Source organism: Ralstonia sp. 1138 (genome assembly GCF_040544795.1).
Taxonomy (GTDB): domain Bacteria; phylum Pseudomonadota; class Gammaproteobacteria; order Burkholderiales; family Burkholderiaceae; genus Ralstonia; species Ralstonia flatus.
Window position 1 is genome coordinate 495,546 of the sequence record NZ_JBEPKQ010000004.1, and the last position, 26,330, is coordinate 521,875.

At 63.5% G+C, this 26,330-nt stretch carries 28 protein-coding genes; 8 read left to right on the forward strand and 20 right to left on the reverse strand.

The window, feature by feature from the left end; genetic code table 11:
- Positions 1-4: 4 nt before the first annotated feature.
- From ABIC76_RS19930 to rpoE, 5 genes are all read right to left on the reverse strand, one after another.
- Entirely contained in the window at positions 5-280 is a 276-nt protein-coding gene (locus ABIC76_RS19930) for a glutaredoxin family protein (RefSeq protein ID WP_354534991.1), read from the reverse strand.
- A complete protein-coding gene (locus ABIC76_RS19935; RefSeq protein WP_354534992.1) occupies positions 277-1,788 on the reverse strand; it encodes a DegQ family serine endoprotease in 1,512 nt (503 codons plus the stop codon). Before ABIC76_RS19935 ends, ABIC76_RS19930 begins: the two co-directional genes overlap by 4 nt.
- An 85-nt stretch (positions 1,789-1,873) precedes the next feature.
- Positions 1,874-2,971 (reverse strand): MucB/RseB C-terminal domain-containing protein, encoded by a 1,098-nt coding sequence (locus tag ABIC76_RS19940; RefSeq protein ID WP_102065158.1) that lies wholly within the window; start codon positions 2,969-2,971, stop codon positions 1,874-1,876.
- An 11-nt stretch (positions 2,972-2,982) separates the two neighbouring features.
- The gene (locus ABIC76_RS19945) at positions 2,983-3,615 is read right to left on the reverse strand and encodes a sigma-E factor negative regulatory protein (RefSeq protein ID WP_354534993.1); all 633 of its coding nucleotides are present in this window, start codon (positions 3,613-3,615) and stop codon (positions 2,983-2,985) included.
- A gap of 107 nt (positions 3,616-3,722) precedes the next feature.
- Positions 3,723-4,322: an RNA polymerase sigma factor RpoE gene (gene rpoE, locus ABIC76_RS19950; protein WP_004635646.1), complete on the reverse strand. Its 600-nt coding sequence runs from the start codon at positions 4,320-4,322 to the stop codon at positions 3,723-3,725.
- A 335-nt stretch (positions 4,323-4,657) separates the two neighbouring features.
- Here rpoE and ABIC76_RS19955 point away from each other — a divergent pair, with 335 nt between their 5' ends.
- Positions 4,658-4,867, forward strand: coding sequence for a hypothetical protein (locus tag ABIC76_RS19955; protein WP_354534994.1), 210 nt, complete (start codon positions 4,658-4,660; stop codon positions 4,865-4,867).
- A 53-nt stretch (positions 4,868-4,920) separates the two neighbouring features.
- Here the strand turns inward: ABIC76_RS19955 and fabF are convergent, their stop codons facing one another.
- The 9 genes from fabF to ABIC76_RS20000 all read right to left on the reverse strand — a co-directional run bounded on the left by fabF (position 4,921) and on the right by ABIC76_RS20000 (position 11,707).
- Positions 4,921-6,153 carry a beta-ketoacyl-ACP synthase II gene (fabF, locus tag ABIC76_RS19960; protein WP_027677757.1) on the reverse strand — a complete coding sequence of 411 codons (1,233 nt, stop codon included), beginning with the start codon at positions 6,151-6,153 and terminating at the stop codon, positions 4,921-4,923.
- A 113-nt stretch (positions 6,154-6,266) separates the two neighbouring features.
- Positions 6,267-6,506 (reverse strand): acyl carrier protein, encoded by a 240-nt coding sequence (gene acpP / locus ABIC76_RS19965; protein ID WP_004635650.1) that lies wholly within the window; start codon positions 6,504-6,506, stop codon positions 6,267-6,269.
- A gap of 185 nt (positions 6,507-6,691) precedes the next feature.
- On the reverse strand, positions 6,692-7,441 hold the full coding sequence (gene fabG, locus ABIC76_RS19970) for a 3-oxoacyl-ACP reductase FabG (RefSeq protein ID WP_354534995.1): 750 nt from the start codon (positions 7,439-7,441) through the stop codon (positions 6,692-6,694).
- Between the two features lie 14 nt (positions 7,442-7,455).
- Complete coding sequence (gene fabD / locus ABIC76_RS19975) at positions 7,456-8,385, reverse strand: ACP S-malonyltransferase (RefSeq protein ID WP_102064872.1); 930 nt, start codon at positions 8,383-8,385, stop codon at positions 7,456-7,458.
- Positions 8,386-8,417: 32 nt separating this feature from the next.
- On the reverse strand, positions 8,418-9,398 hold the full coding sequence (locus ABIC76_RS19980; protein WP_102064871.1) for a beta-ketoacyl-ACP synthase III: 981 nt from the start codon (positions 9,396-9,398) through the stop codon (positions 8,418-8,420).
- A gap of 37 nt (positions 9,399-9,435) precedes the next feature.
- Entirely contained in the window at positions 9,436-10,497 is a 1,062-nt protein-coding gene (gene plsX / locus ABIC76_RS19985) for a phosphate acyltransferase PlsX (protein ID WP_354534996.1), read from the reverse strand.
- A gap of 190 nt (positions 10,498-10,687) precedes the next feature.
- Positions 10,688-10,867 (reverse strand): 50S ribosomal protein L32, encoded by a 180-nt coding sequence (rpmF, locus tag ABIC76_RS19990; RefSeq protein WP_009238536.1) that lies wholly within the window; start codon positions 10,865-10,867, stop codon positions 10,688-10,690.
- A gap of 115 nt (positions 10,868-10,982) precedes the next feature.
- Complete coding sequence (locus ABIC76_RS19995) at positions 10,983-11,519, reverse strand: YceD family protein (protein ID WP_354534997.1); 537 nt, start codon at positions 11,517-11,519, stop codon at positions 10,983-10,985.
- Positions 11,447-11,707: a hypothetical protein gene (locus ABIC76_RS20000; RefSeq protein WP_354535072.1), complete on the reverse strand. Its 261-nt coding sequence runs from the start codon at positions 11,705-11,707 to the stop codon at positions 11,447-11,449. The genes ABIC76_RS19995 and ABIC76_RS20000 overlap by 73 nt, the downstream gene beginning before the upstream one ends.
- A 2-nt stretch (positions 11,708-11,709) precedes the next feature.
- Here ABIC76_RS20000 and ABIC76_RS20005 point away from each other — a divergent pair, with 2 nt between their 5' ends.
- Entirely contained in the window at positions 11,710-12,306 is a 597-nt protein-coding gene (locus ABIC76_RS20005) for a Maf-like protein (RefSeq protein WP_354534998.1), read from the forward strand.
- A 3-nt stretch (positions 12,307-12,309) separates the two neighbouring features.
- Positions 12,310-13,041 (forward strand): SAM-dependent methyltransferase, encoded by a 732-nt coding sequence (locus tag ABIC76_RS20010; protein WP_354534999.1) that lies wholly within the window; start codon positions 12,310-12,312, stop codon positions 13,039-13,041.
- Between the two features lie 5 nt (positions 13,042-13,046).
- On the opposite strand, the gene ABIC76_RS20015 is transcribed toward ABIC76_RS20010, so the two are convergent.
- The 4 genes from ABIC76_RS20015 to ABIC76_RS20030 are packed head-to-tail and all read right to left on the reverse strand — an operon-like array spanning position 13,047 to position 16,265.
- Complete coding sequence (locus ABIC76_RS20015; protein WP_354535067.1) at positions 13,047-14,159, reverse strand: S49 family peptidase; 1,113 nt, start codon at positions 14,157-14,159, stop codon at positions 13,047-13,049.
- 37 nt (positions 14,160-14,196) lie between these two features.
- Complete coding sequence (locus tag ABIC76_RS20020) at positions 14,197-14,598, reverse strand: Rieske (2Fe-2S) protein (protein WP_343550126.1); 402 nt, start codon at positions 14,596-14,598, stop codon at positions 14,197-14,199.
- Positions 14,591-15,250, reverse strand: coding sequence for an HAD-IA family hydrolase (locus tag ABIC76_RS20025; RefSeq protein ID WP_102064866.1), 660 nt, complete (start codon positions 15,248-15,250; stop codon positions 14,591-14,593). The genes ABIC76_RS20020 and ABIC76_RS20025 overlap by 8 nt, the downstream gene beginning before the upstream one ends.
- A complete protein-coding gene (locus ABIC76_RS20030; RefSeq protein WP_354535068.1) occupies positions 15,231-16,265 on the reverse strand; it encodes an RluA family pseudouridine synthase in 1,035 nt (344 codons plus the stop codon). The genes ABIC76_RS20025 and ABIC76_RS20030 overlap by 20 nt, the downstream gene beginning before the upstream one ends.
- Before the next feature lie 737 nt (positions 16,266-17,002).
- On the opposite strand from ABIC76_RS20030, the gene ABIC76_RS20035 reads away from it, so the two are divergent.
- The 5 genes from ABIC76_RS20035 (at position 17,003) to ABIC76_RS20055 (ending at position 23,744) form a co-directional block, all read left to right on the forward strand.
- A complete protein-coding gene (locus tag ABIC76_RS20035; protein ID WP_354535000.1) occupies positions 17,003-20,050 on the forward strand; it encodes an Rne/Rng family ribonuclease in 3,048 nt (1,015 codons plus the stop codon).
- Between the two features lie 194 nt (positions 20,051-20,244).
- Positions 20,245-21,366 (forward strand): GTP 3',8-cyclase MoaA, encoded by a 1,122-nt coding sequence (gene moaA / locus ABIC76_RS20040; protein WP_354535001.1) that lies wholly within the window; start codon positions 20,245-20,247, stop codon positions 21,364-21,366.
- Between the two features lie 20 nt (positions 21,367-21,386).
- Positions 21,387-22,001, forward strand: coding sequence for a molybdenum cofactor guanylyltransferase MobA (mobA, locus tag ABIC76_RS20045; protein ID WP_354535002.1), 615 nt, complete (start codon positions 21,387-21,389; stop codon positions 21,999-22,001).
- 32 nt (positions 22,002-22,033) lie between these two features.
- Positions 22,034-23,314 (forward strand): molybdopterin molybdotransferase MoeA, encoded by a 1,281-nt coding sequence (gene moeA / locus ABIC76_RS20050; protein ID WP_354535003.1) that lies wholly within the window; start codon positions 22,034-22,036, stop codon positions 23,312-23,314.
- Positions 23,315-23,465: 151 nt separating this feature from the next.
- A complete protein-coding gene (locus tag ABIC76_RS20055) occupies positions 23,466-23,744 on the forward strand; it encodes a hypothetical protein (protein ID WP_004635681.1) in 279 nt (92 codons plus the stop codon).
- Positions 23,745-23,819: 75 nt separating this feature from the next.
- Here the strand turns inward: ABIC76_RS20055 and ABIC76_RS20060 are convergent, their stop codons facing one another.
- Both ABIC76_RS20060 and ABIC76_RS20065 read right to left on the reverse strand, forming a co-directional pair.
- Positions 23,820-25,304 carry a DNA recombination protein RmuC gene (locus ABIC76_RS20060; RefSeq protein ID WP_354535004.1) on the reverse strand — a complete coding sequence of 495 codons (1,485 nt, stop codon included), beginning with the start codon at positions 25,302-25,304 and terminating at the stop codon, positions 23,820-23,822.
- 12 nt (positions 25,305-25,316) lie between these two features.
- The gene (locus tag ABIC76_RS20065; protein ID WP_354535005.1) at positions 25,317-26,318 is read right to left on the reverse strand and encodes a 2-hydroxyacid dehydrogenase; all 1,002 of its coding nucleotides are present in this window, start codon (positions 26,316-26,318) and stop codon (positions 25,317-25,319) included.
- Between the last annotated feature and the right edge of the window lie 12 nt (positions 26,319-26,330).

Sequence of the window (26,330 nt, forward strand, 5' to 3'; positions counted from 1 at the left end):
GGCCTCAGTTGTGCGCGCTTTGTGCTGCGAGCCACGCCTGCACAGCTTGTACATCCAGAAAGTAGTGGCACAGCTCACGCGCGTCTTCGGGCAGGGTTTCCGGCGCGCCGCTCATCAGCACGGGCACCAATTCATCAAACCGGGCCTCCAGCGCAGGGTCGCTGTCGACGTCCACTTCGTGCAGCACAAAAGAAAAACCGCGCCGGAGAAGTTCCAGCGCGTTTTTCATGTCCTCGCACAAATGGCAGTACGTGCGGCCGTAGAGCGTAAGTTCGATCACTGGCCGCTACCCGAGCGCGCCGCGCTCGGGCGCAGCGTCACGACCTGCGTGGCGTCACCGCGGCGTACAAACACGGCAACCATGCGATTCTTGTCGAGCTTGGCGACCACCTCGTTGAACTGCTTGGCGTTGGTGACGTCCGTATCGCCCACACGCAGGATCAGATCGCCCGGGCGAATGCCGACACGCGCCGCCGGCCCTTCTGACACCTGCACTTCAACGCCACTCTTGGTCTTGAACTCGCGACGTGCGCCGTCGGACAAGTCCGCCACCACCAGCCCGAGGGCATTCGGCTTGCCCGGGCCCTGCTGGCTGTTATCAGGCTGCGCGCCCTTGGAGCGCTGCGCCACCTTCGTATCGGCCTGCAACTCGGCGACCGTCACGGTCAGATCGCGCGTTGCGCCCTTGCGCCAGACCTGCACGGTCGCGCGCGTGCCCGGCTTGGTCTCGCCGACCTGGCGCTGCAGATCTCCCGCCTTCTCGATATCGCGGCCGTTGTACTTCAAGACGATGTCACCAGCCTCGATGCCGGCCTTGTCCGCCGGGCCGCCCGATTCGACATTGCCCACATAGGCGCCCCGCGCGCGGCCCAGACCCAGCGACTCCGCTGCGTCCTTCGGCACGTTGTCAATTGCCACGCCGATGCGGCCCCGCGTCACGCGGCCCGTTGCCTTCAACTGCTCAGCCACACGCATCGCCTCGTCGATCGGGATCGAGAACGAGATGCCCATGTAGCCGCCGCTCTGGCTGTAGATCTGGTTGTTGATGCCGATCACCTCGCCGCGCAGGTTGATCAGCGGGCCGCCCGAGTTGCCTGGGTTGACCGCCACGTCGGACTGGATGAACGGCAGGTAGTCGCCCGTATCGCGCCCCTTGGCCGACACAATGCCCGCTGTCACCGTATTGTCGAGACCAAACGGAGACCCGATCGCCAGCACCCACTCGCCCACGCGCACCTTATCGGAGTCGCCCAGCTTCAGGCTGGGCAACGCCGTCGCCTCCACCTTGACGAGCGCCACATCGGTGCGCTTGTCGAGACCGATCAGCTTAGCTTTGTACTCGCGCTTGTCGATCAGCGTGACGTAGATGGTTTCCGCGCCTTCCACCACATGCGCGTTGGTCAGGATGTAGCCGTCACCCGAGATGATGAAGCCGGAACCGACACCGCGGCTCTGCTCTTCTTCCTGTTGCGGCGGCGCATTGCGGCGCTTCTGGCCTTGCCCGGGCATGCCAGGCATCGGCACACCGAAGAAGCGGCGGAAAAACTCGGCCATGTCGTCATCACTCGGACCACCCTGCTGCATACGAACCTTTTCGGTGGTGCGGATGTTGACGACGGCGGGGCTGACCTTTTCGACCAGGTCGGCAAAATCGGGCAAGCCGTACGTGCCCGTGGCCACGCTACCCGTGGCGTTCTGCGCGTGGGCCGGCACCAGGGCGCTTCCCACCGCCACAGCGGCGGCAACGCACAGCAGACGCAAGGCATGAACGGATCGAGCGGTACGCATGAAAGCTCCCCGGAACAAGAACAGATAGAGAAATGGTACTGAGTGCAACCACGCCGCGCACCCCAGGCGGGTGCCGGCTCTGTGGCTACTGCGGCGCGCTGGCCGGCTTATTGGTCGCGTTGGCGGACACCGGCTTATAGTCGACTGCAGCGCCAAACTGCTTGATGGTAGCAAACGGGACTTCGCCTACGACCGTCAGCCAGAAATCGGCAACGCGCCGCACCATCACGTGCGTGGCGCCTTGCGAGATGAAGCCCTCACGACGCGTGCGTTTTTCCGACACGGGTTCGATGAAGAGCGACAGCCCCGCCAGCCCGTCGCTGAACACGACCTGCTGGACTTCGAAACCAGAACTGTTCTTGCCGGCCGGCGCGATGTCGCCCAGCGGACGGCGCACCTCACGGATTTTCTGGAAGCCCTTGACGGGGTTGCCAATTGTCCAGCCTTGCTCAGCCAGATTGGTCGGCTGCGTCACGATCTCGTACTGATTCCAGCCGTTCAGGTTCTTGAACGCAGCGACGATCTTCTGCTTTTCCGACGGCACACCCAGCTCGACCTGCGAGAAGGCGACCTGCTCAAGCACCTTGCCGTCTTCACCGATGGTCTGGGCGCGCATCAGTAAGCCACTGTTGCGTTCCGCCCAGATACGGTACGCATAGCGGTAGCCGTCTTTCGGGTCGAGCTGGAAGACTTCGCAATCCATGCCCGCGACGCGCTCCGAGGGCAGATGACGCATGTCGTATTGATCGAGCACATCGCCATTGGTCGTAGCGAGCAGCGCTGGGAAGCTGTCCTTGTGCTCCTGCTTTTCCGTCACAACGAGTTTGACGTCGTAAATCAGATTCCGGACGACGTCGTTCTGACGCAGCATTTCGCGCTGCTTGCCGTCGAGCGCTTCGACGCGCTCGTACTCGTTGTTGAAGAGATCAGCGTAGTGCTGGATGCGGGTGGAGTGCATGCCGGTGCCACGCTGGTATGTGAGCGTGCCGACATAGTTCTGCTTGAGCGCTGCGCGATGGATTTTGGCCAGCCACGAGGCGGCCTCCTTGCGCGGCATGGGATCGGGCTGGGGCTGAGCAGCTGTCGCCAGCGCCGAAACACACAGAAGAAGAAAAACCGACCGACGAACGGCCTGCAACTTGCGGGCGCCTGCCCCGGCAACGGGGTGCCACACCTTCGACATGGATGCCCGCATTATTCCTGATTGGAGTCCTGGGTGTTTGCCACCCCGTTGGCCACTGCACGCAGATACGGAACCACCATACCGTTGGTCGCCGACTGACGATGGGCGCTCAGGTATTCGTCCAGGCGGGCGTCGCGAATCATCGGCGTGCTGTCAGTTGCCGCCACGGTCAGCGCCTGCGCACCGGCACCTTGCGTCGCCTTGGCGACCATCGCAGGAGAGCCGTCTGTGCCATCGGCAGGACCGCGCAGTTGCGGCACGACGACCCAGCTAACGGCCGCCACCGCCGCCGCCACAGCAGTCGTGGGCATGATGCGGCGGACCCAAGCCGGGCTGACCAGGAAACGATGCCTCTCTTGAGTTTTCGCACGCTGCGCCACAGCCGGCACCAGCAGATGAGGCTCGGCCTCGAGCTTGACCGAGAACCGGCTGAGAAAATCTTCGGAGGAACGTGTGTTAAGCAAATCTTCCGACCGAAGCACGTCGCCGATCAGTTGATATTCGCGCCAATGCGCCGCGCCCTCGCCATCCTTGGCGAGGTCGACTGCAGTCGCCACTTCGTGCGCGGCAACTTCACCGTCCATCAAGGCAGAGATACGTTGTGCGAACTCCGCTTCTGCCGTTTGCAATTGAGCCTGACCCATTTCCCGACCCCAAAAACTCCAACGTCCAATCAACGATCCGAGAGAAGACTTCCCGAGGTTTCACCGTTTGCAGCCGCATGCGGCCGCCGGCTTGTCATATCGGCTGGCTACCACCGTTTGCCCTCCACTGTTCCCAGCAGGGGGCGCAATTTCTCGGCAATCGCCTCGCGCGCCCGGAAAATGCGGGACCGGACCGTGCCGATCGGGCATTCCATCGCTTCAGCGATTTCCTCATAGCTCAGACCCTCGATCTCCCGGAGTGTGATTGCGGTACGCAGTTCTTCGGGGAGCGCTTCCATGGCACGGTTGACCGTTTCGGCCACCTGCTTGGTATGCAGCATGGAGTCTGGCGTATTGATATCCCTTAGTAGCTCACCGTCGGCAAAAGTTTCAGCCTCTTCGGTGTCGATGTCGCTGGACGATTCGGGGCGCCGACCCTGGGTCGCCAGGTAATTCTTGGCCGTATTCACGGCAATGCGATACAGCCACGTATAGAACGCGGACTCTCCCCGAAACTGGGGTAATGCACGGTAGGCCTTGATAAAGGCATCCTGTGCCACATCCTCGACTTCGGCCGGGTCACGGATCAAACGCGAGACGAGGCGGATGATCTTGCGGTGGTACTTGACCACCAGCAGCTCAAACGCTCGTTTATCGCCTTGCTGGACGCGCTCGACAAGGATCTGGTCGGCTTCGCGTTCACTCACGGATTCTTCACCTGCAGTGTATCGCCTTGAATTTTTGTGACTTGGAAACGTTGTATTTTACCTACGACACACCGGACACCCGGGAAGCCACCTGCGGCGGCCCCAGGCGCAACAAACTCCGCATACGACGTAACGTCCCGGCGGAAAACCACGGTGGCATCAGCACAAAGATCTGTGGACACCACCCGTGACGCGCAACCCCAAGGACCAAGACGCGCTCGCCGAGTGGCCATGACCATAGCAGAGGCACATTTTGGAGCGCTTCTGGCGCAATCAGTCGGACCTGCCACACAGCTTGACCGGGTTCTCCGTCTCCTTTGAGACGAGCGCGCCACATGAGTTCCATTGCATGCGGCGAGCGATTCACCAGCAGTGGAATACAGGCCGCTACCGCCAAGCCGCTGATGACGGCCCAGGTGATCAGCGGCAACGCAATGCCCCACGCGCTGATCACCCATAAGGCCACCGCACAAACAAGACTGGCCATGCTGATTCGACCAATCGCGCACAGCCGCCGATACGGCTCGGGGAAAACGATCTGCTGAACAACCAAGACAAAAACGAAGCGGCACGCGCGTCTGCTACGTGCCGCCTCACCTTACGGGCGCTTGAAAACCAGCGTGCCGTTGGTCCCGCCGAAGCCGAAGTTGTTCTTCACGGCCACGTCGATCTTCATGTCACGCGCGGTGTTGGCGCAGTAATCGAGATCGCACTCGGGGTCCTGATTGAAGATGTTGATGGTCGGGGGCGACACCTGGTTGTGCAGTGCCAGCACCGTGAACACCGACTCCAACCCGCCCGCGCCGCCAAGCAAGTGGCCCGTCATGGATTTCGTGGAGTTCACGACGATCTTGCCTGCGTGATCGCCGAAAGCCGCCTTGATGGCTTCGGACTCGTTCTTGTCGCCCAGGGGCGTGGAGGTGCCGTGCGCATTCAGGTAATGAACCTGATCTGCATTCATGCCGGCATCGCGCAGCGCGTTCAGCATGCAGCGGCGGGGGCCATCCATGTTCGGTGCGGTCATGTGGAAGGCGTCGCCGCTCATGCCGAAGCCGGCGACTTCAGCGTAAATCGTGGCGCCGCGAGCCTTCGCCGACTCGTATTCTTCCAGCACCATCACACCCGCACCTTCGCCCAGGACGAAGCCGTCGCGGTCCTTATCCCAGGGACGGGAGGCCGTAGCCGGATCATCGTTGCGTGTGGACAGCGCACGGGCGGCAGCAAAGCCGCCGATGCCCAGCGGCGAAACGGTCGACTCGGCACCGCCGGCCACCATTGCGTCGGCATCGCCCGCCTGGATGAGGCGCGCAGCCAGGCCAATGCTGTGCAGACCGGTCGTGCAAGCCGTGACGGCTGCCAGATTCGGACCCTTCAGGCCAAACATGATGCTCAGATGGCCGGAAATCATGTTGATGATCGAACCCGGCACGAAGAACGGCGAAATACGGCGTGGACCGCGATCGACGTAAGTCTGATGCGTATCTTCGATCATCGGCAGACCGCCGATACCGGAACCGACCAGCACGCCGATGCGCTCCGCATTGGCTTCGGTCACTTCCAGCCCGCTGTCCTTGAGCGCCTGCACGCCGGCAGCAATGCCGTAATGGATGAAAGTATCCATGTTGCGGGCTTCCTTCGCCGGAATGTATTCCTCGGCGTTGAAACCCTTCACCTCGCCGGCGAAATGCACGGCCAGGTTCGACGGATCGAATTTGGTGATGGTGGCGATCCCGGACTTGCCGGCGACCAGATTGGCCCACCCCTCGGCGACCGAGTTCCCCACCGGAGAGACCAGCCCCAGGCCGGTTACGACTACGCGACGACGGCTCACTATGCTTTCCTGCAACTCTGTATCAGCGACAAAGGCCACAGAAAACGCGCCACCCGGTCAAACCGGACAACCGCCCTTTCTGTGGCCCGCGATGTCAAGAGATCGATTGACGCTTACGCCTTGACGTGGGCGGTCGCGTAATCGATGGCTTGCTGCACCGTGGTGATCTTCTCGGCCTCTTCGTCCGGGATTTCCATACCGAACTCGTCTTCCAGAGCCATCACCAGCTCAACCGTATCGAGCGAATCCGCGCCCAGATCGTTCACGAACGACGATTCGTTCTTGATGTCTGCTTCGGCAACGCCGAGTTGCTCAGCAACGATCTTCTTAACGCGTGCGTCGATGTTGTCCATTTAACCCTCCAGGGAAGTATTCGACAAAAAGTGCGCGCATTCTAGCAGGTTTGCGCGACGAAAAACCGCGCCGGAAACCATGCAAAAAATGCGCCAAACATGAAGCTAAAAGCCAGTTAAATCGGCGATCGCGCAGGATTTGCTTATGCGCAAAGCTCCGCACACCCGCCGCCGGGACGGCTTCCTTATCCCATGTACATGCCGCCGTTGACGTGCAGCGTCGAGCCGGTAATGTAGCCCGCCGCCGGTGACGCCAGGAAGGCAACTGCGCTGGCGACGTCTTCCGGAGCGCCCAGGCGGCCCAGCGGAATCTGCGCCTTCAGCGCGGTATGCTGCTCTTCGGACAGGACCTTCGTCATGTCGGTGTCGATAAAGCCCGGCGCGACACAGTTGACCGTGATGTTGCGACTACCGATCTCACGTGCCAGCGCGCGGGCCATGCCCTCTACGCCCGCCTTGGCCGCGGCGTAGTTGGCTTGACCCGGGTTGCCGGCCGAGCCCACCACCGAAGTGATGTTGATAATACGGCCACCGCGTGCCTTCATCATCGGGCGCAGCACGGCGCGCGACAGGCGGAACACGGCGGAGAGGTTCGTATCGATGACGGACACCCACTCGTCGTCCTTCATGCGCATCGCCAGGTTGTCCTGCGTGATGCCGGCATTGTTGACGAGGATGTTCAGGCCGCCGTGCGTCTTGATGGTTTCGTCGATGACGGCCTCGCAGCGCGCGACGTCATTCACGTTGAGCACCACGCCAGTGCCCTTGACGCCAGCTTCGGCAAAGTAAGCCGTGATGGCTTGCGCGCCGGTTTCCGACGTGGCCGTACCGACCACCGTCGCACCCTGGCGCGCCAGTTCCAGCGCGATGGCACGACCGATGCCGCGCGAGGCACCGGTGACGAGCGCAACCTGATTGTTCAATGCTTGGGTCATACGAATTCCGTTGATTATTTGAGTTGGCCCAGCACGGCTTCCAGCGACGCCGGATCGAAGATCGCGTCACCGACGATCTCACCATCGATACGCTTGACCAGGCCAGCCAGCACCTTGCCCGGGCCGCATTCGACCACGCGCGTGATGCCGTCACCCTTCATCTTCTGTACGGTCTCGACCCAGCGCACCGGCGATGCTGCCTGGCGCACCAGGGCGTCCTTGATGGCCGCCGGGTCGCTTACGACAGCAACGTCCACGTTATTGATGACGGGGATCACAGGCGCAGTGACCGTCACGTTGGCGAGATACTCGCGCAGACGGTCCGATGCCGGCTTGAGCAGCGACGAGTGAAACGGTGCCGAGACCGGCAGCGGCAGCGCACGCTTGGCACCCTTGGCCTTGGCGATTTCGCAAGCCTTCTCGACAGCCGCCTTGGCACCCGCGATCACCACCTGGGCCGGCGCGTTGAAGTTGACCGCTTCGACCACGCCCGCAACGGAAGCTTCGGCGCATGCGGCCCGCACGTCGTCGTCCGACAGGCCCAGGATCGCAGCCATACCGCCCTCGCCCACCGGCACGGCTTCCTGCATCGCCTTGGCGCGGAAACGCACCAGCGGCACAGCGTCTTTGAACGCGATGGCGCCCGCGGCGACCAGCGCCGAATACTCACCCAGGCTATGACCCGCCACGACGGTCGGTGTCGGGCCGCCAGCAGCTTGCCATGCGCGATAGACCGCAACAGCGGCCGTCAGCATGACGGGTTGCGTGTTGGTGGTCAGGTTCAGCTCTTCAGCCGGGCCTTCGGCAATCAGCTTGCCGATGTCCTGGCCCAGCGCGTCGGATGCCTCGGCCAGCGTTGCCGCCACAGCCGGATGATCGGCAAACGCGTTGAGCATGCCGACCGATTGCGAACCCTGGCCGGGGAAGACGAAAGCGAATGTCATGGCTCGTATTGTTCGTTCTGGAAATTCGTCGATCAGAAGCGCAGCAGCGCAGCGCCCCAAGTGAAGCCGCCGCCCACGCCTTCGAGCATCACGTGCTGGCCGCGCTGGATGCGGCCATCGCGCACAGCAACGTCGAGCGCCAGCGGAATCGAGGCCGCAGACGTGTTGCCATGCTCATCGACGGTCACGATCAGGCGCTCGTTCGAGAGGCCCAGCTTCTTGGTCGTGCCCTGCATGATGCGGATGTTCGCCTGGTGCGGGATCAACCAGTCGACTTGTGAGGCATCGAGTTCCGCTGCTGCCAGGGCTTCACGGGCGACCTTGTCGAGCACCGTCACAGCCAGCTTGAAGACGGCCTGACCATCCATGTACAGGAAGGCGCTACCTTGGATTGCGCCTGCCGCCACGTTGCCCGGCACGCACAGGATGTTGGCGTGGCTGCCGTCAGCATGCAGCGCGGTCGACAGGATGCCCGGCTCGTCAGAGGCTTGCAGCACCACAGCACCCGCACCGTCGCCAAACAGCACGCATGTGGTGCGATCGTTGAAATCGATGATGCGTGAGAAGACTTCCGAGCCAATCACCAGCACGTTGCGGTAGGCGCCCGAGCGGATGAACTTGTCGGCAGTCGCGAGCGCGTAGACAAAGCCGGAACACACGGCCTGTACGTCGAACGCAGCGCAGCCGTTGGTGATGCCGAGCTTTTGCTGCACCAGGCACGCAGTGCTCGGGAACACGAAATCCGGCGTGGACGTTGCCACCAGAATCAGGTCGAGTTCGGAGCGATCGATACCGGCAGCTTCGATCGCGCGCTCCGCGGCCTTCACGGCGAGGTCGCTGCACGTAACGTCGGGCTCAGCGAAATGACGCGCTCGGATGCCGCTGCGCGAGACGATCCAATCGTCGCTCGTCTCGATACCCTTTTCGGCCAGCTGGGCCGCCAGTTCGTCATTGGTGACCCGCTTGGGCGGCAGGTAGCTGCCCGTACCGATGATCCTTGCGAAACGTGTCATGTGCGGTGGGGTGAAATCTGACTCGGAGGCGACGCGTTCAAGCAGCGTCGGCGGCCGGAGCGGAAGTGGAGACCGGCGCAGCGCCCGCTGCGTCATGGTGCGATTCGAACGCCTGCGCAATGCGGGCGATCACGCCGTTGGCCGCGGCGTCGTAGGCACGCTTGATGGCCCATTCGAACGCGTAGGCATCGGCCGAGCCGTGGCTCTTGATGACCAGACCACGCAGACCGAGCAGCGCGGCGCCATTGTAGCGCCGATGATCGACACGCCGTTTGAAACGCGTCAACACCGGCAGCGCCACAACGGCGAGCAGCTTGGTGAACCACGACCGGCTGAATTCCTGGCGTAGCATCTCGCCGATCATCTTAGCCAGGCCTTCGGTGCTCTTGAGCGCCACGTTACCGACAAAACCATCGCAGACAACGATGTCCGTCGTGCCCTTGAAGATGTCGTTGCCTTCAACGTTGCCGAAGAAATTGAGATCGGAGGCGCGCAGCAGCTCACCGGCCTGCTTGACGACCTCGTTGCCCTTGATGACTTCTTCGCCGATGTTGAGGAGGCCGACCGTCGGACGCGGCTTCTGCTCGACCACCGACACCATCGCCGAGGCCATCTGCGCAAATTGCAGCAGATGCTCGGGCTCGCAGTCGGCGTTGGCCCCGAGATCCAGCACGGTCGTGCCGGCACCTTTCTCGTTCGGGATGGCGGTGGCAATCGCCGGGCGATCAATGCCGTCCAGCGTCTTGAGAACGTAACGCGACACGGCCATCAACGCGCCGGTGTTGCCGGCGGAAACGCACGCCTGAGCAGCGCCTTCCTTGAGTTGATTGATGGCCACGCGCATTGAAGAATCTTTCTTCTTGCGCAGCGCGACCTCGACCGGATCGTCCATCGACACCACCTCGGAGGCGTGGACGACGTGGACGCGCGGGTTCGCGGTGGCGTGAAGTCGCTTGAGCTGCGCCGCGATGGCATCGGGCTGCCCGACGAGCAGCATTTCGACGTCTTCGTGTGCGGCGAGAAAATGGATCGCTGCAGGGATTGTCACGCCAACGCCGTGATCGCCACCCATGCAGTCGATGGCAAGCTTGATGGTCATGCGAGTCTGAGTTGCGGTTTCACGTGCGGCTCCGGCCGTTGGCGCGCGTATGGTACACAAACCCGTACACGCATTGCCGAATTTCGCTCAACAAAAAAGCGGCAAATTGGCTTGCCGCTTTTTCGCTTGCATCATGAACCTGTGCGTTCAGACCAACCCAACACGCTTGCCAGAAAACTGGCAAATCGCATCAGTCGTTCTTGGTCTTCACAACCTTGCGGCCACGATAGTAGCCGTTCGGGCTCACGTGGTGACGCAGGTGCACTTCGCCGGTGGTCGGCTCGACAGCGATCGGGGCCGCGGTCAGGAAATCGTGCGAACGATGCATGCCGCGCTTGGACGGCGACTTCTTGTTTTGTTGAACAGCCATGACTGACTCCTAAGCAATTTGATCGATTTTATCACATCACACGGAGCCGGAGCGTAGCCATTCCGGTAGGCGTGTGAAACGTACTGCCATCAGCGCGCGCAATACTCGCGCACGCCTAATGTTTGGTCTTCAGGTTGGCCAGCACCGCGAACGGCGACGGCTTTTTTTCAGCTTCAGCCTCTTCCGGCAACACCTCATCCGGGCAGGCGGCATGACGCGGCGACACCGGCAGCGCCAGCAACAGCTCATCTTCGATCTGCGTGATCAGATCAAAGTGGCGCGAGCCGACGATGACGTCAGCCTCGTCGTCATCCAGCGGGGCGGCATCTGCCTCGACTTCCGAACGCATGACTTCCAGGCGCGTGCGCACCGGCAGCGGCTGCTCGTACGCCTTCAGGCATCGCTGGCATTGCAGCCAGACCGCACCGTCCACTTCCAGATCCACGAAGAGACGCTGACGCGGCAACTGACCGGCGGAGGCCTCCTCGCGCACCAAGCCCTGCAATCGCCAATGGAACTGCGTATCGGCGTCAGCTGGCGCATCGGCGGCCCGCTCGGCCAGGAGGCGCGGCATGTCGGTCAGAAGGACTGCACCGCTTGCCGGCTCACCCGCGCGAATGAACGCGAAAAGATCGAATGTACGAAAATCCACGAATCGAACCTATTGAACGCGTTGCCGTTGGTGCGCGAACCGGAGCGACCGCCTGCAGCCATCACACCTTGCGCCGGGGCGCCCGGTTTGCGACACTGCGCGGCCAAACCGCGAAACGCGGGATTATAGCGGGCAAAAACCTCTGGCGTCAAAAGGTTTTGCTCAAAATCCACTGCATCTTCAAGCACTTATGACTTCTGCATCGCGTCCGCCGCTCATTCTGGCCTCCAGCTCGCCATATCGGCGGGAATTGCTCGAACGCCTGCGCCTGCCGTTTGAGATCGTGGTACCCAACATTGACGAGACGCCCGCCCCAGACGAGTCACCCGACCAGACCGCGTTGCGCCTGGCGCGGCAGAAGGCGGAGAAGGTGGCCGCAGACTATCCCGGCGCCCTCGTCATCGGCTCCGACCAGGTCGCGACGCTTGATGGCAAGCAGGTCGGCAAACCGGGCGACCACGCCCGTGCACTGGCGCAACTGCACTGGATGCGTGGACGCACCGTCACATTTCACTCTGCGTTGTGCTTGTACGACGGGCGGACGGGGCAACACCAGAGCGAAGACATCCGCACCCTGGCCACCTTCCGCGACCTTTCCGATGAGGAATTGGACGCTTATCTGCACCTGGAACACCCGTACGACGTTGCAGGGAGCGCCAAATCGGAGGGCCTCGGCATTGCCCTCCTCGAACGCGTGGAATCGTCGGACCCGACCGCGCTTGTGGGTCTGCCGCTGATCGCCCTGACCGGCATGCTGCGCAACGTTCATTACCCGCTCTTCGCCTGAACCATGGCCGGTACGCTTTACCTCATTCCGAATACGCTGGGCTCGCGCGATGCGGCCGACCCGCTGCCTGACGTGATTCCGGCCGGCGTGCAGCAGATCACCGCGCAACTCGACTATTTCGTCGCCGAACACGCCAAGACGGCGCGCGCGCTGCTCAAAAAACTGGCCGAGACGACGCCACTGACACGCCCGCTGCAGGAAATCACCATTCGCGAACTGAACGTCAAAACGCCGGAATCGGAGCTGGAAGCGCTGCTGGCGCCGGTGGTTGCAGGGCAGGACGCGGGGCTGATGTCGGAAGCCGGCGTGCCGGCGGTGGCCGATCCGGGCGCGAATCTCGTGCGTCTCGCGCACCGACGCGGGGTGCGCGTAAAGCCGCTGGTGGGACCGAGTTCGATTCTGCTGGCGGTGATGGCGTCCGGCCTGAACGGCCAGAGCTTTGCGTTCAACGGCTATCTGCCGGTCGATGCGGCCGAGCGCAAGACCAAGCTGCGCGCACTGGAACAGCTTTCGCGCTCAGCCGCCCAAACGCAGGTGTTCATTGAAACGCCCTACCGCAATGGTGCGTTGCTCGAGGCCATCCAGGCCGGTTGCTCGCCGAGTACGCTGCTGTCGATTGCAGTGGATCTGACGCTGCCCAGCGAGCAGGTTGTTACGCTGCCCGTGAGCGACTGGCGCGCCGACCGCATGAACCTGCACAAGCGGCCGGCGATTTTCTCGCTGCTGGCGCGATAGCGCGCTTATTCCTTCATCAAGAGCTTAAGCTGGCCCGTCGCGGCCAGCGCCTTTACCGCGCCGGCGCCCATTGCCGTACCGAGCTTGCGTGCCACGCGCGAGGCGAAATTTTCCTTGACGGTGTAGTCGACCACGTCCGGTGCCTTGATGACGCTGCGCGCGACAAAGTCTGCACTGCCGATCGCGTCAGCCAGCCCAAGATCGACAGCCTTGGTGCCCGTCCAGAACAGGCCGGTGAATAGCGTCGGATCATCCTTCAGACGGTTGCCGCGCCCCTGCTTCACCACGTCGATGAACTGCTGGTGCACCTGGTCCAGCATCTCCTGCGCGTATTGCTTCTGCTGCGGCGACACCGGCGAAAACGGATCAAGCATCCCCTTGTTCGAACCGGCCGTGAGCAGGCGGCGCTCCACACCCACCTTGTCCATCAGACCGGTAAAGCCGAAGCCGTCCATCAGCACGCCGATCGACCCCACGATGCTGGCCTTGTCGACATAAATTTTGTCTGCAGCCGCGGCCACGTAGTAGCCGCCCGACGCGCACATCTCCTCCACCACCACGTACAACGGAATCTTCTTGTACTTGGCACGCAGACGGCGGATTTCATCATTGATCATGCCCGCCTGCACCGGCGAGCCGCCCGGCGAATTGATCTTCAGGATCACGCCGACCGTGTTGTCGTCCGCAAACGCGGCTTGCAACGACGCATTGATGTTTTCCGCGCTGGCATTTGTGTTGGCCGCAATTTCGCCGTCGAGCGTGACAACGGCCGTGTGACGGCCCGTGCTGACGGTTTCGCCTTCGAGGCTGGCGAACGCATAAATGAGGATCCCGATCAGGCCGAGCGTCACGAAGCGGAAAAAGATGCGCCAGCGGCGCGCTGCCCGTTGCTCGCGGATGGTGGCCAACAAGACTTTTTCGAGTACCTCACGCTCCCAGCCTCCAGGCTGCGCAGAGGCTGCTGATGCAGAGGCTGACCCGGGCTTGCCTGCTGCCGGGTTGCGCAATTCAGCTTCGAGCGGATGATCCGCGTGCTGAGTGACCTCCAGCGCTTCTGGTTTGCCTGCACCCTCGTTGGGCACGTCTTCGGGGCCTTTCGGCGGAATCGAGTCGGTCATAGACAAGAAAAAACGATCGAGATGAAGAACTGCGCGACTAGGCAGACGGTGTTGGCGCTGGTGCGGGAGCCGGTGCGCGGAATAACGCATCCGGTTGCCACCAGACTGCCCCGTCTCGCTCGGCAATCTCCAGCTTGGATAAATGCGAACCTCGGCACGGCCCGCCGACGCACCGGCCAGTATCCGGCTCGTAAATGGCGCCATGCGTAGCGCACATCAAATACAGGCCCGAGCTTTCAAAAAACTGGCCTTCCTGCCAGTCCATTTCCATCGGCACATGCGCGCACTGGTTCAGATAACCATGGACCTCGCCCGCGTAGCGGACGACGAACGCACTGACGAGCCGCCCTCGCACCTCCACCTGAAACCGGACACCCAAGCCGCCGTCTTCCAATGCCGAGCTTTCACATACACGAACGGGTTCGACCATGTCAGGCATGCTTCGTCAGCCAATCGTGCAAATCGGGGACGGACTTGGCGGAATACAGCGGCGCAAGCGAGTCCAACACATCGGCCGGGTGCGCACCGTACGTGACGGCCACGCCAGCGGCACCCGCATTGGCTGCCATCTGCAGATCGTGCGTCGTGTCGCCGATCATCAACGTGCGCTCGACTTCCATGCCGAGGTCGCGCGTCAGTTCGAGCAGCATCGCGGGGTGCGGCTTGGAGAAGGTCTCATCGGCGCAGCGGGTGTTATCGAACACGCCCGTCAGATTCGTGGCTTCCATCGCACGTTGCAGGCCTACGCGGGACTTGCCCGTCGCCACGGCCAGCAGATAATTCTGGCGGCGCAGCGCTTCCAGCATTTCACGTACCCCCGGAAACAGCACGAGATGCGCGTCGCGGCTCAGGTAATGGAAGCGATACCGGTCAGCCAGCTTGCCGTAGTCGGCCGGATCGAGCGTCGGGACGGCATATTCGAGCGCGTCCCGCAAACCCAGCCCGATCACGTGGCTGGCACGTGCGTCGTCAGGCACTGGCAGATTGAGATCCCGGCACGCAAGCTGGATCGATCGGGTGATGGCCGACGTCGAATCCATCAACGTGCCATCCCAATCGAAGACGATCAGATCAAAGCGCTGCTGCGGCATCGGAATCGGGACCCTGGAAAGCGTTAAGGAAGTCGGCGCACTCTGCGGGCAACGGCGCAGTGAACGTGACGATTTCGCCGCTTTGCGGATGCGTCAGCTGCAGACGATGCGCATGCAGGAACATCCGCGCCAGCCGTGGCGAAGCATTCGCGCGCGACAGCGCCTTGTTCAGGGCGAAATCGCCATATTTGTCGTCGCCCAGGATCGGAAAACCGGCGTGAGCCAGATGCACCCGAATCTGGTGCGTGCGCCCCGTCTTCAGTTCGGCCTCCAGCAACGTGTAGGGGCCAAACACGCCGACCTTGTTGAAGATCGTGTGCGACGCTTGCCCATCGGCCTGGACGCGCACGCGGCGCTCGCCTTCCGGTGTGGTGTATTTGTGCAGCGGTGACTTGATATGTTGACGCTTGTGGGGCCAGACGCCCTTTACCGCCGCAAAGTACCGCTTGTCCAACTGGCCTTCGCGAATCTGCTCGTGTAACGCCACCAGCGCAGAGCGCCTTTTGGCAAGCAGCAGCACGCCCGACGTTTCGCGATCGAGGCGGTGCACCAGTTCAAGGAACTTGGCCTCCGGGCGCGACTGGCGCAGTTGTTCAATCACCCCGAACGCTACCCCCGAGCCGCCGTGCACGGCCACCCCGGCGGGCTTATCGATCACCAAAAGGTGCGTATCTTCGTGAAGGATCGTGAATTCTGCCGCCGGCACCGCGCGCGGCGCGTCGGCCTGCTGGGCAATCCGCAGCGGGGGAATGCGCACCAGATCACCGAGTTTCAGGCGGTATTCCGCGTCGATGCGGCCCTTGTTGACCCGCACCTCGCCGGAACGCAGGATGCGATAAATATGGCTTTTGGGCACGCCCTTGGCCACGCGCATCAGGAAATTGTCGATGCGCTGCCCTTCGGCGTCTTCACCGATTTCAACATAGGCGACTGACTTGCCGTCGAGCGCATCGCCGAGTGTGCCACGTCCGGCCTGTTGAATGCGGCCATCAAATGGATGGCGTAACTCATTCATTTTCAATATAATTTTCTCGCTGGACAGTCGTTTAGGCGCCAGCAACAGCCGGTCGGAACGAAACAACAGGTATTGTACACAGCCACCGTTTCGGTCCGGAACGTGCCGATCAATCGCCCACTTGTGTTACAAAGCTAATCACGTGGCCGGATGCATCGGCACGAAAGCAGCACGCACCGCTGTCCCATCGCGCAAGACGTGAACCAAAGATCACGTCGGCAACGTCGGCCAGCGTAGAACGAGCAGCTGGTAGAACAGAATTCAAAGGCGGGCGCCACATGGTTCATCCATACGGCGCCCGCTTGGTGAAAGAAGCCCTTGCCGCACCAGACTGGTGCCGGCCGGCTGAATATCCGGTTACCGCGTTGCCATGGCGGTCCGGCGGCAAAACTCTAAAAAGCAGCACGCCGCCCGATTCGCCCCGCCGCGGGTTTCGTCCGGACAGGCCGTCCGTCAATTCGCTCTTTGTGGTCGCTTCACGCGACTCGCCGCCGCCGGCCCGCCTGCAGATGCAACGGGCCCGCGGCACGAGTGACAGGACGCGCAACTGGACGCCAACCGCGTCCGCGGACTCCGCCCTGCCATCCATGATGACGCGTGGAATGCCCTCATTTCTTTCGCTCGTGCCCCGTCGCGCCTTTTTGTTGGCCGACACTTCGGCAATTCGTTGACCACCCGCTCCGCCTTTGCGTGCTCCATGAAGCGCCGTGCTTGCACGGCATTGGAGTGAGGTTGCAATGAAACGCATGTTGTTCAATGCGACGCAGCAAGAAGAATTGCGCGTCGCCATTGTCGATGGTCAGAAACTGATCGACATCGACATCGAAACCGCCGGGCGCGAACAGCGCAAAGGCAATATCTATAAGGGTGTCATCACCCGCATCGAACCGTCGCTGGAAGCGTGCTTCGTCAATTACGGTGAAGAGCGGCACGGTTTTCTCCCGTTCAAGGAAGTCGCCCGCGCCTATTTCAAGGACGGTGTGGACGTGCGCAATGCGCGCATCCAGGATGCACTGCGCGAAGGCCAGGAGCTGATCGTCCAGGTCGAGAAGGAAGAGCGCGGCAACAAGGGCGCGGCCCTGACCACCTTCATCTCGCTGGCTGGCCGTTACCTGGTCCTGATGCCGAACAACCCGCGCGGCGGCGGCGTGTCGCGCCGCATCGAGGGCGAAGACCGTCAGGAATTGCGCGAAACCATGGCGCAACTGGAAGTGCCGGACGGCATGAGCATCATCGCCCGCACCGCCGGCATCGGCCGCTCGGCTGAAGAGCTGCAGTGGGACTTGAACTACCTGATGCAGCTGTGGAAGGCCGTTGACGGCGCTGCCGTCGACAACAAGGCCCCGCTGCTGATCTATCTCGAATCCAGCCTGGTGATCCGGGCGATTCGCGATTACTTCCAGCCGGATATCGGCGAAATCCTGATCGATACGGACGATATCTACGATCAGGCCCGCGCTTTCATGAGCGTGGTGATGCCCGACAACATGAATCGGGTGAAGAAGTACCGCGACGACGTTCCCCTGTTCTCGCGTTTCCAGATCGAACACCAGATTGAATCGGCGTACTCGCGCATGGTGATGTTGCCGTCGGGCGGCGCCATCGTGATCGACCACACCGAGGCGCTCGTCGCCATTGACGTGAACTCGGCGCGCGCCACCAAGGGCGCAGATATCGAGGAAACCGCTGCCCGTACCAACCTCGAAGCCGCCGATGAAATCGCCCGCCAGCTCCGCCTGCGCGACCTGGGCGGCCTGATCGTGATCGACTTCATCGACATGGAGTCGAGCAAGGCACAGAAGGACGTCGAAACCCGCCTGAAAGACGCGCTGCGCCACGACCGCGCCCGCGTTCAGATGGGCAAGATCAGCCGCTTCGGCCTGATGGAACTGTCGCGCCAGCGCCTGCGCCCGTCGCTGTCGGAAGGCTCGCACGTCACTTGCCCGCGCTGTAACGGCACGGGCCACATCCGCGATACCGAATCGTCCGCCCTGCAGGTGTTGCGCATCATCCAGGAAGAGGCGATGAAGGAAAACACCGCCGCGATTCACTGCCAGGTGCCGGTGGAAGTCGCTGCCTTCCTGCTCAACGAGAAGCGTCCGGACATCAACCTGATCGAGACGCGCTTCAAGGTGAATGTGCTGCTGATCCCGAACAAGCATCTGGAGACTCCGCACTACAAGCTGGAGCGTCTGCGCCACGACGATCCGCGTCTGGACGACGACAAGGCCAGCTACAAGATGGCCGAAGAGGCCGCCAAGGAACTGGAAGCCGATACCGCTTACAGCACGCGCAAGGAAGCGGCCAAGCCGCGCCAGGAAGCCGCCGTCAAGGGCATCACGCCGGACCAACCGGCGCCCGTGTCGGTGCCGCGCGCTGAGCGCCCGGCGCGTGCCGAAGCCGCTCCCGCACCGCAGGCGCCGGCTCCGGTGCCTGCCCAGGGTGGTTTTGTTTCGTGGCTGAAATCGCTGTTTGGCGCCAAACCGGCCGAGCCGGTGGTGGCTGCGCCCGTAGAAACGCCGAAGCAACGTGCTGAAGAAGGCAACCGCCAAGGGCGTGGCAACCGCCAGGACCGTGGTGGCCGTGGCCAGCGCGGCGAACGTGGCGAGCGCCAAGGTCAAGGTCAAGGCCAGAACGGCCGTGATGGCAACCGCCAGGGCCGTGACCGCAACGAAGCTCGCGAAGGTCAGCAACAGGGCCAGCGCGAAGGTCAACGTGACGGTCAGCGCGGCAACCGTGATCGCAACCGCCAGCCGGCGCAGGTCGAGGGCGCTGTTCGCGAGACGGCTGAAGCCCGTCAGCCGCAGCAAGGTCAGGATGTGCGCGCCGAAGGCCAGAATCAGGGCCAAGGTCGCCGCGAGCGCAATCAGGAACGTCGCGAGCGCCAACCGCGTGAGGGCCGTGAAGCCCGCGAGGGTCGCGAGCCGCGTGAGCCGCGCGAGCCACGTGAAAGCCGTGAGCCGCGCGAAAACCGTGGCGAACGCGATCAACAGGCCAAGGAAGCCGCCGCTGTGGCCGCCGAAGCCCTGATGGATCAGGCCGCTGCGTCGCAAATGCCGCAACCGTTGCTCGACACTGCGGCTCCGGCAGAAGGCATCGCGGGCGAAGGCGTGACGCCGGGCGCGGAAGGCAACGGAGAAGGTGAAGAGCGCCGTCGCCGTGGTCGTCGTGGCCGTAACCGTTATCGCCGTGACCGCGAGGGTGCGGAAGGCGTCCGCGCCGAAGGTGAAGGCGAGAACGAAGGCGCCGAAACCGCAGACGAAGCCGTCGCCGAAATGCATGCCGAGCCGGTGCTGCCGGCAACCGTGACGGAACCTGTGCAGACGACGTCGCTTGCCCCGGTTGAGAACCCGGCTCCGGTGGTACACGAGCCGGTGCATGCCGCAGAAGCCGTGGCGCCTGTGTCGGCCCTGCCGCAAGTGCAGCCGACGGAGCCCGCGCTGGCCACGGCTACCGCAGCAGCGCCCGCGCCGGAAGCGGCAGTGGCAGTGGCGGCGCCTCAAGAAGCCATCGTGACGGCCTTTGCCGAAGTGCCGGCCCCGGTCAGCACGATTGCCCAGGCTTCGCCGCTGCCGATTGAGACGCTGCAGAGCGTGCTGGATAACGCCGGCATGACGTGGGTCCACACCGACAGCCAGAAGCTGCGTGCATCGCAGGAAGAAGCTGCGCGCACTGTCGCAGCCCCGCGCGTGCCCCGCGAGCGCAAGCCGCTGCCGCCGATCCAGCACGGCCCGATGATCCTGGTCGAAACCAACCGCCCGGCGGGTGGCGCAGACCAGCAATAAGCATCACATCGGCGGCGGGTAACCCACACCCGCCGCGATGCCTTGCCTGAGGGGCGGCTTCGGCCGCCCTTTTTCCTGTGCGGGACACGCAGGGGCTGAACTGTGCTCCCCGCATCAAACAGGGGCTGCGCTACACTCGTCCTTGTATCGAGCGCGATCGACCTCTCCTGTGGATTGACGCGCCGCACCACACCATGACTGAAACCGTCATCCCCCTCTACGATCTGCGTGATGGCCAGCACCATCGCGCCACGGTGCCCACCGTGCCCCATGTGCTCGTCCCCGCAGAGGGGAGGCTGACGGATACGCGCGGCCGTCGGCTGCACGATCTGCGTATCTCCGTGACGGACCGCTGCAACTTCCGCTGCGTGTACTGCATGCCCAAGGACGTATTCGACAAGGATTACCGCTTCCTGCGGCATTCCGAGTTGCTGTCGTTCGAAGAGATCGAGCGGATGGCGCGGCTGTTCATCGAGCACGGCGTCGAGAAGATTCGCCTGACCGGCGGCGAACCGCTGCTGCGCAAAGACATCGAGCGTCTGGTCGAAATGCTCGCGCGCCTCACCACCGCCGAAGGCAAGCCGCTGGACCTCACGCTCACGACCAACGGCGCCCTGCTCGCCCGCAAGGCGCAATCGCTCAAAGACGCGGGCCTGAGCCGCGTGACGGTGAGCCTCGATGGCATCGACGATGCGACCTTCCGCCGCATGAACGACGTCGACTTCGCTGTGAGCGAGGTGCTGCACGGTATCGAAGTCGCGCAGAACGTGGGCTTGGCGCCGCTGAAGGTCAACATGGTCGTCAAGAAAGGCGACAACGAAGACCAGATCGTGCCGATGGCGCGCCACTTCCGCGGCAGCGGCATCATCGTGCGCTTTATCGAATACATGGATGTGGGCACGACCAACCATTGGGACATGCGTTCCGTCGTGCCGTCGGCCGAAGTGATCAAGCGTCTTTCGTCCGAGTTTGCGCTCGAGCCGGCGTCGGCAAATTACAGCGGCGAAACGGCCGAGCGCTGGCGCTATGTCGACGGCGCCGGCGAGGTGGGCGTGATCTCCAGCGTGACCCAGGCGTTCTGCCACGATTGCACCCGCGCGCGATTGTCGACCGAAGGCAAGCTGTATCTCTGCCTGTTCGCCACCGAAGGCTTCGACCTGCGCGCGCTATTGCGCGGCGGCGCGACCGATCTGGAACTCTCCAACGCGATCCGCTCTGTCTGGCAGGGCCGCGCCGACCGCTATTCCGAATTGCGTGCGAGCGGCAAGGCCCAACCGGCCGGCCGGCGCATCGAAATGTCCTACATCGGCGGGTGAATCCGCCAGCGTTCAACGACATGATTCCGACATCCGACATCACCGGCCTGATCCTGGCCGGCGGCCGGGGCAGCCGCATGGGCGGCGTCGACAAGGGCCTGCAGACGTTTCGCGGCGCGCCGATGGCGATGCACACGCTGATGCGCCTGTCGCCGCAGGTCGGCCACCTGCTGATCAACGCCAATCGCAACCTCGCGGCGTACGAATCGTTTGGCGTGCCGGTGGTGGCGGATTCGGTGCCGGACTTTGCCGGCCCCTTGGCGGGCATCCTGGCCGGGCTGGAGCAATGCCAGACGCGTTACCTGCTGACCGCGCCGTGCGATTCGCCTTTCGTGCCGACCGACTTGGCCGCCAAGCTCTCGCAGGCAATGGAAGAAGCCAATGCGCGCATCGCCATGCCGGTGACGATGGAGCCGGATGCGCAAGGGGTACCGCGCCGGCAGGTGCAGCCGGTCTTCTGTCTGATCGATGCGCTGCTGGCCGACGACCTGATCGTCTATCTGCAAGGCGGGGGCCGCAAGATCGAAACATGGACGGCGCGCCATCCGACGGTCGACGTCGTGTTCGACGACAGCGCCGCCTTCGCCAACATCAACACGCTGGAAGAACTGCGCCAGCTGGCCGAGCGCCGCTAGAGCGCCAACGCCACCGATCCCTCATCGACGTCATGACCACCCTCGCCTCCGTCGTTTCGTGTCTGTCCGATTACGATCCGAATGCGCTGCCCGTCGCGCAAGCGCAAGCCATCATGCGCGACTTCGTGCAGCCCGTGACCGGCGTTGCCCGCGTGCCCATTCGCAGCGCGCTCGATCGCGTGCTGGCTGAAGACGTGCTGTCGTCCATCGACGTGCCTTCGCACGACAACTCGGCGATGGACGGCTTCGCCTTTGCCAGCGCGGAACTGGCCGGCGACGCAGGCGAAGTCTCATTGCGCGTGATCGGCACGGCATACGCGGGTGTCGCCTTTGACGGCGCGCCCAGCACTGGCGAAGCCGTGCGCGTCATGACCGGCGCCGTCATGCCGGCGGGCTGCGATACGGTCATCCCGCAGGAGTTCACGCAAGGCGATGCCGACACCGTCCGCTTTGCCCGCGATGCAGTGCGCGCCGGCGACAACCGCCGTCTGCGTGGCGAAGATCTCGCGCGTGGCAGCGCCGCGCTGTCCGCCGGCCGAACACTGCGCCCGGCCGATATCGGTCTGCTGGCCTCGCTCGGCATTGCCGAGGTGTCGGTGCGCCGCAAGCTGCGCGTGGCATTCTTCTCGACCGGCGACGAGCTGCGCTCCATTGGCGAACCGCTCGACGCCGGCTGCGTGTACGACTCCAACCGCTACACGCTGCACGGCATGCTTTCGCGCCTGGGCGTGGAATTGCTCGACATGGGCGTCGTGCGCGACGACCCGGCGGCGCTCGAAACCGCCTTCCGCATCGCCGCCGAAAACGCCGATGCGATCATCACTTCGGGCGGGGTCTCCGTCGGCGAAGCGGACTTCACCAAACAGATGATGGCCAAGCTCGGCGACGTGACATTCTGGAAGATCGCCATGCGCCCGGGCCGCCCGATGGCGTTCGGACGCATCGCGTCAAATGGCCGCAGCGCGTTCCTCTTTGGCTTGCCCGGCAACCCGGTGGCGGTGATGGTGACGTTCTATCACTTCGTGCGCGGCGCGCTGCTACGCATGATGGGCGCCACCGACGCCGGCGCCCCGCTGGTGCCGGCCGTGAGCGCCGCCCCCATCCGCAAACGACCCGGGCGCACGGAATATCAGCGTGCAATCGCCGCCCTGAACGATCGCGGCCAGCTCGAAGTCCGCCTGACCGGCCAGCAGGGCTCCGGCGTGCTGCGTTCCATGAGCGAAGCCAATTGCTTCGTCGTGCTCGCCCACGAACAGGGCCAGGTCAACGCCGGCGACAGCGTGCAGGTCCTGCTATTCGACGGTCTCGTCTAGGCGGCGTGGCGACAGCGGCTTTTGTGCCGACAGCAACACCGCATGCTGTCGGTTTTTTGCGTCACCTCCGGGCTGCGGGTATCGGCGCACCGGTCGATTCGCTACACTCTGCGCCAGTTTGATTGTTTCGGATTTGAGCCTGAGCACTGCCATGATGACCAAGGAGATTGCGTATCTTCACCCGGCCCATACCGCCCGCGCGCTGGTACTGGTGTATCTCTGTTTCTCGCTGCCGGTCGTGGGGCTGTTCTTCTTCGTCGGCTTTGTCCGCTACGGTGAACTGCCGACGATCGTCGTGCTCAGCGGCCTGATTCTCAATGCTTTGGTCGGTTTTGGCGCGCTGTGGCTCGCCTGCCATGCCTACAACTGGGTCGCCGAGCGCTTTGGCGGCATCGAGATCCTGCTGCGCGACGTGCCGGAAGAAGCCTGATCGCTTCCGAGGTCCACGAAGAAGGGGCGGAATATCCGCCCCTTTTCTTTTGCTGATGGCCCGGTCAGACCGGCCTTAATCGGCCTCGATTTCCTCGTCCGGCGGCACGGCGGTCTCCAGCCCAAGCACGCTCTGCGCAGAATCGCTCGGCAACGCCTCCACGGCCTTGAGCTTGCGATTCATCTGTCGCGTACGCACCTCGGCCTGCTCGATGTTGCTGACGGCGCGCTCCAGCGTTTTCTTCGTCGCGGCCAGCACGTCGCCAAACTTTCCGAACTCGCTCTTCACGGCACCGAGCACTTGCCAGACTTCGCTGGAGCGCTTTTCCAGCGCCAGCGTGCGGAAGCCCATCTGCAGGCTGTTGAGGATCGCGGTCAGCGTGGTCGGGCCCGCCACCGTCACGCGGAACTTGCGCTGCAGTTCGTCCGTCAGGCCCGGACGGCGCAGCACTTCAGCGTAAAGGCCTTCCGTCGGCAGAAACAAGATGGCGAAGTCGGTCGTGGCCGGCGGCGCAATGTACTTCTCGTGGATGGTCTGCGCCTCCTTGCGCACCGCGACTTCCAGCTCGCGGCTCGCGCTGGCAGCGGCTTCGGCATCGGCACGTTCCTGCGCGTCGAGCAGGCGCTCGTACTGCTCTTTCGGGAACTTGGCATCGATCGGCAGCCAGACGGTGGCATCGTGATCGGCATCGGTCTTGCCGGGCAGGCGGATGGCAAATTCCACGCGCGCACCCGTACCGTGCACGGTCTCGACGTTCTTGTCGTACTGCTCGGGCGTCAGCATCTGCTCCAGCAGCATCTCAAGCTGGACTTCGCCCCAGGTGCCGCGCGTCTTCACGTTGGTCAGCACCTTCTTCAGGTCGCCCACGCCCTGGGCCAGCGCCTGCATTTCGCCCAGACCGCGATGCACCTGTTCAAGCCGATCCGACACCAGCTTGAACGATTCGCCCAGGCGCTGCTCCAGCGTGGCGTGCAGCTTTTCGTCGACCGTGCGGCGCATCTCGTCGAGCTTGGTCGCGTTGTTCGCCTCGATGTCCTTGAGCTTTTGCTCCAGCGTCGCGCGTACCTCGGCCAGACGGCGCTCGTTGCCCTCGCCCAGTTGGGCGAGCTGCTGCTGCATCGTCTCGCCGAAGCGGCGCAGCGCGTTGCCCTGCTCTTCGCGTGCCTGCTGGGCTTGCTGCTGCAGGTTCTGACGCACGGCCTCGAGCTGCTGTGTGTTCGTCTCGGTCAGCTTGGTGAGCTGCTGGGCGAACGTGTCGATCTGGTTGTTCTGCAGCGTGGCGACGCTGGTCAGCTGCGTGGCCAGCACCTGCTGGAATTGCCCCAGTTGTTGCGTGACGTCGCTGCGGCCGATACGCGCCGTCTCGGCAATTTCGCCGCGCAGTTCGCGTTCGATGCGTTCGTTGCCGCGCGTGAGTTCCCGCATGAGCCCGTCTTGCAGCGCCGCCAGCATCGGCGATACATCGCTCTGCGCCGGGCGAGACACGCCGCGCCAGATCAGCACGCACAGCGCAGCCACCACAGCCACGCCCAGCAACGTCAATAAAGCCAACCAGTCCATATCAGCGTTCGGTCAGGAGGATGCGCGCTGCGCCAGCGCATCCGGGTTCAACAAGTTGGGCGGCTGCCCCGCGCGCGGGCCGAAGCCCAGCGCCGCGATGAGGTTGTCGGCCGCCAGGTTGGCCATGCCGAGGCGCGTGCCCAAGGTGGCACTGGCAATGTGCGGCGTGAGCGCGACGTGCTCGGCGTCCAGCAACGCCGGATGCACCTTAGGCTCACCTTCGTAGACGTCCAGGCCGGCCGCAAAGATGCGCTTGTCCGCCAGCGCCTGCGCCAATGCGGCGTCATCCACGATGCCGCCGCGCGCGAGATTGACCAGCGTGGCGGTCGGCTTCATCTGTGCCAACTCGGCCGCACCGATGGCGTGGTGGCTTTCCTTGGAATACGGCAGCACCAGCACGAGGTGGTCCGCCTGCTTCAGCAACTCGTCCTTGCTGACATAGGTGGCGCGCGTTTCCTGCTCGAGTTCGGGCGAAAGCCGGCTGCGGTTGTGATAGATCACGCGCATCGAGAAGCCGCTCGCGCGCCGTGCCAGCGCCTGGCCAATGCGGCCCATACCAAGAATGCCCAGCGTGCTGCCATACACCTCCGCGCCGAGGAACATGTCGTACGTCCACCGCTTCCATTGTCCCGAACGCAGCCAGCGCTCTGACTCGGACACGCGGCGTGCGGCGGCCATCAGGAGGGCCCAGCCGAAATCGGCGGTGGTCTCGGTCAGGATGTCCGGCGTGTTGGTGGCCAGGATGCCCGCGCGCGTCATCGCGGCAAGATCGAAATTGTTGTAGCCGACGGCCATATTGCACACCGCACGCAGCGTCGGCACGCGGCTGATCAACTCGGCGTTGATGGTGTCGGCGGCGTTGGACAGCAGGCCCACGCGGCCTTGCAGCCGCTCGGCCAGCGCTTCGGGCGGATACTCGATGTCCGCCTGGTTGTCGATCACGTCGAAGGTCTCGCGCAAGCGCTCGAGCACTTCGGGAAACATCGCGCGGGTGACAAGGATTCCGGGTTTCATACGTTCAGTACA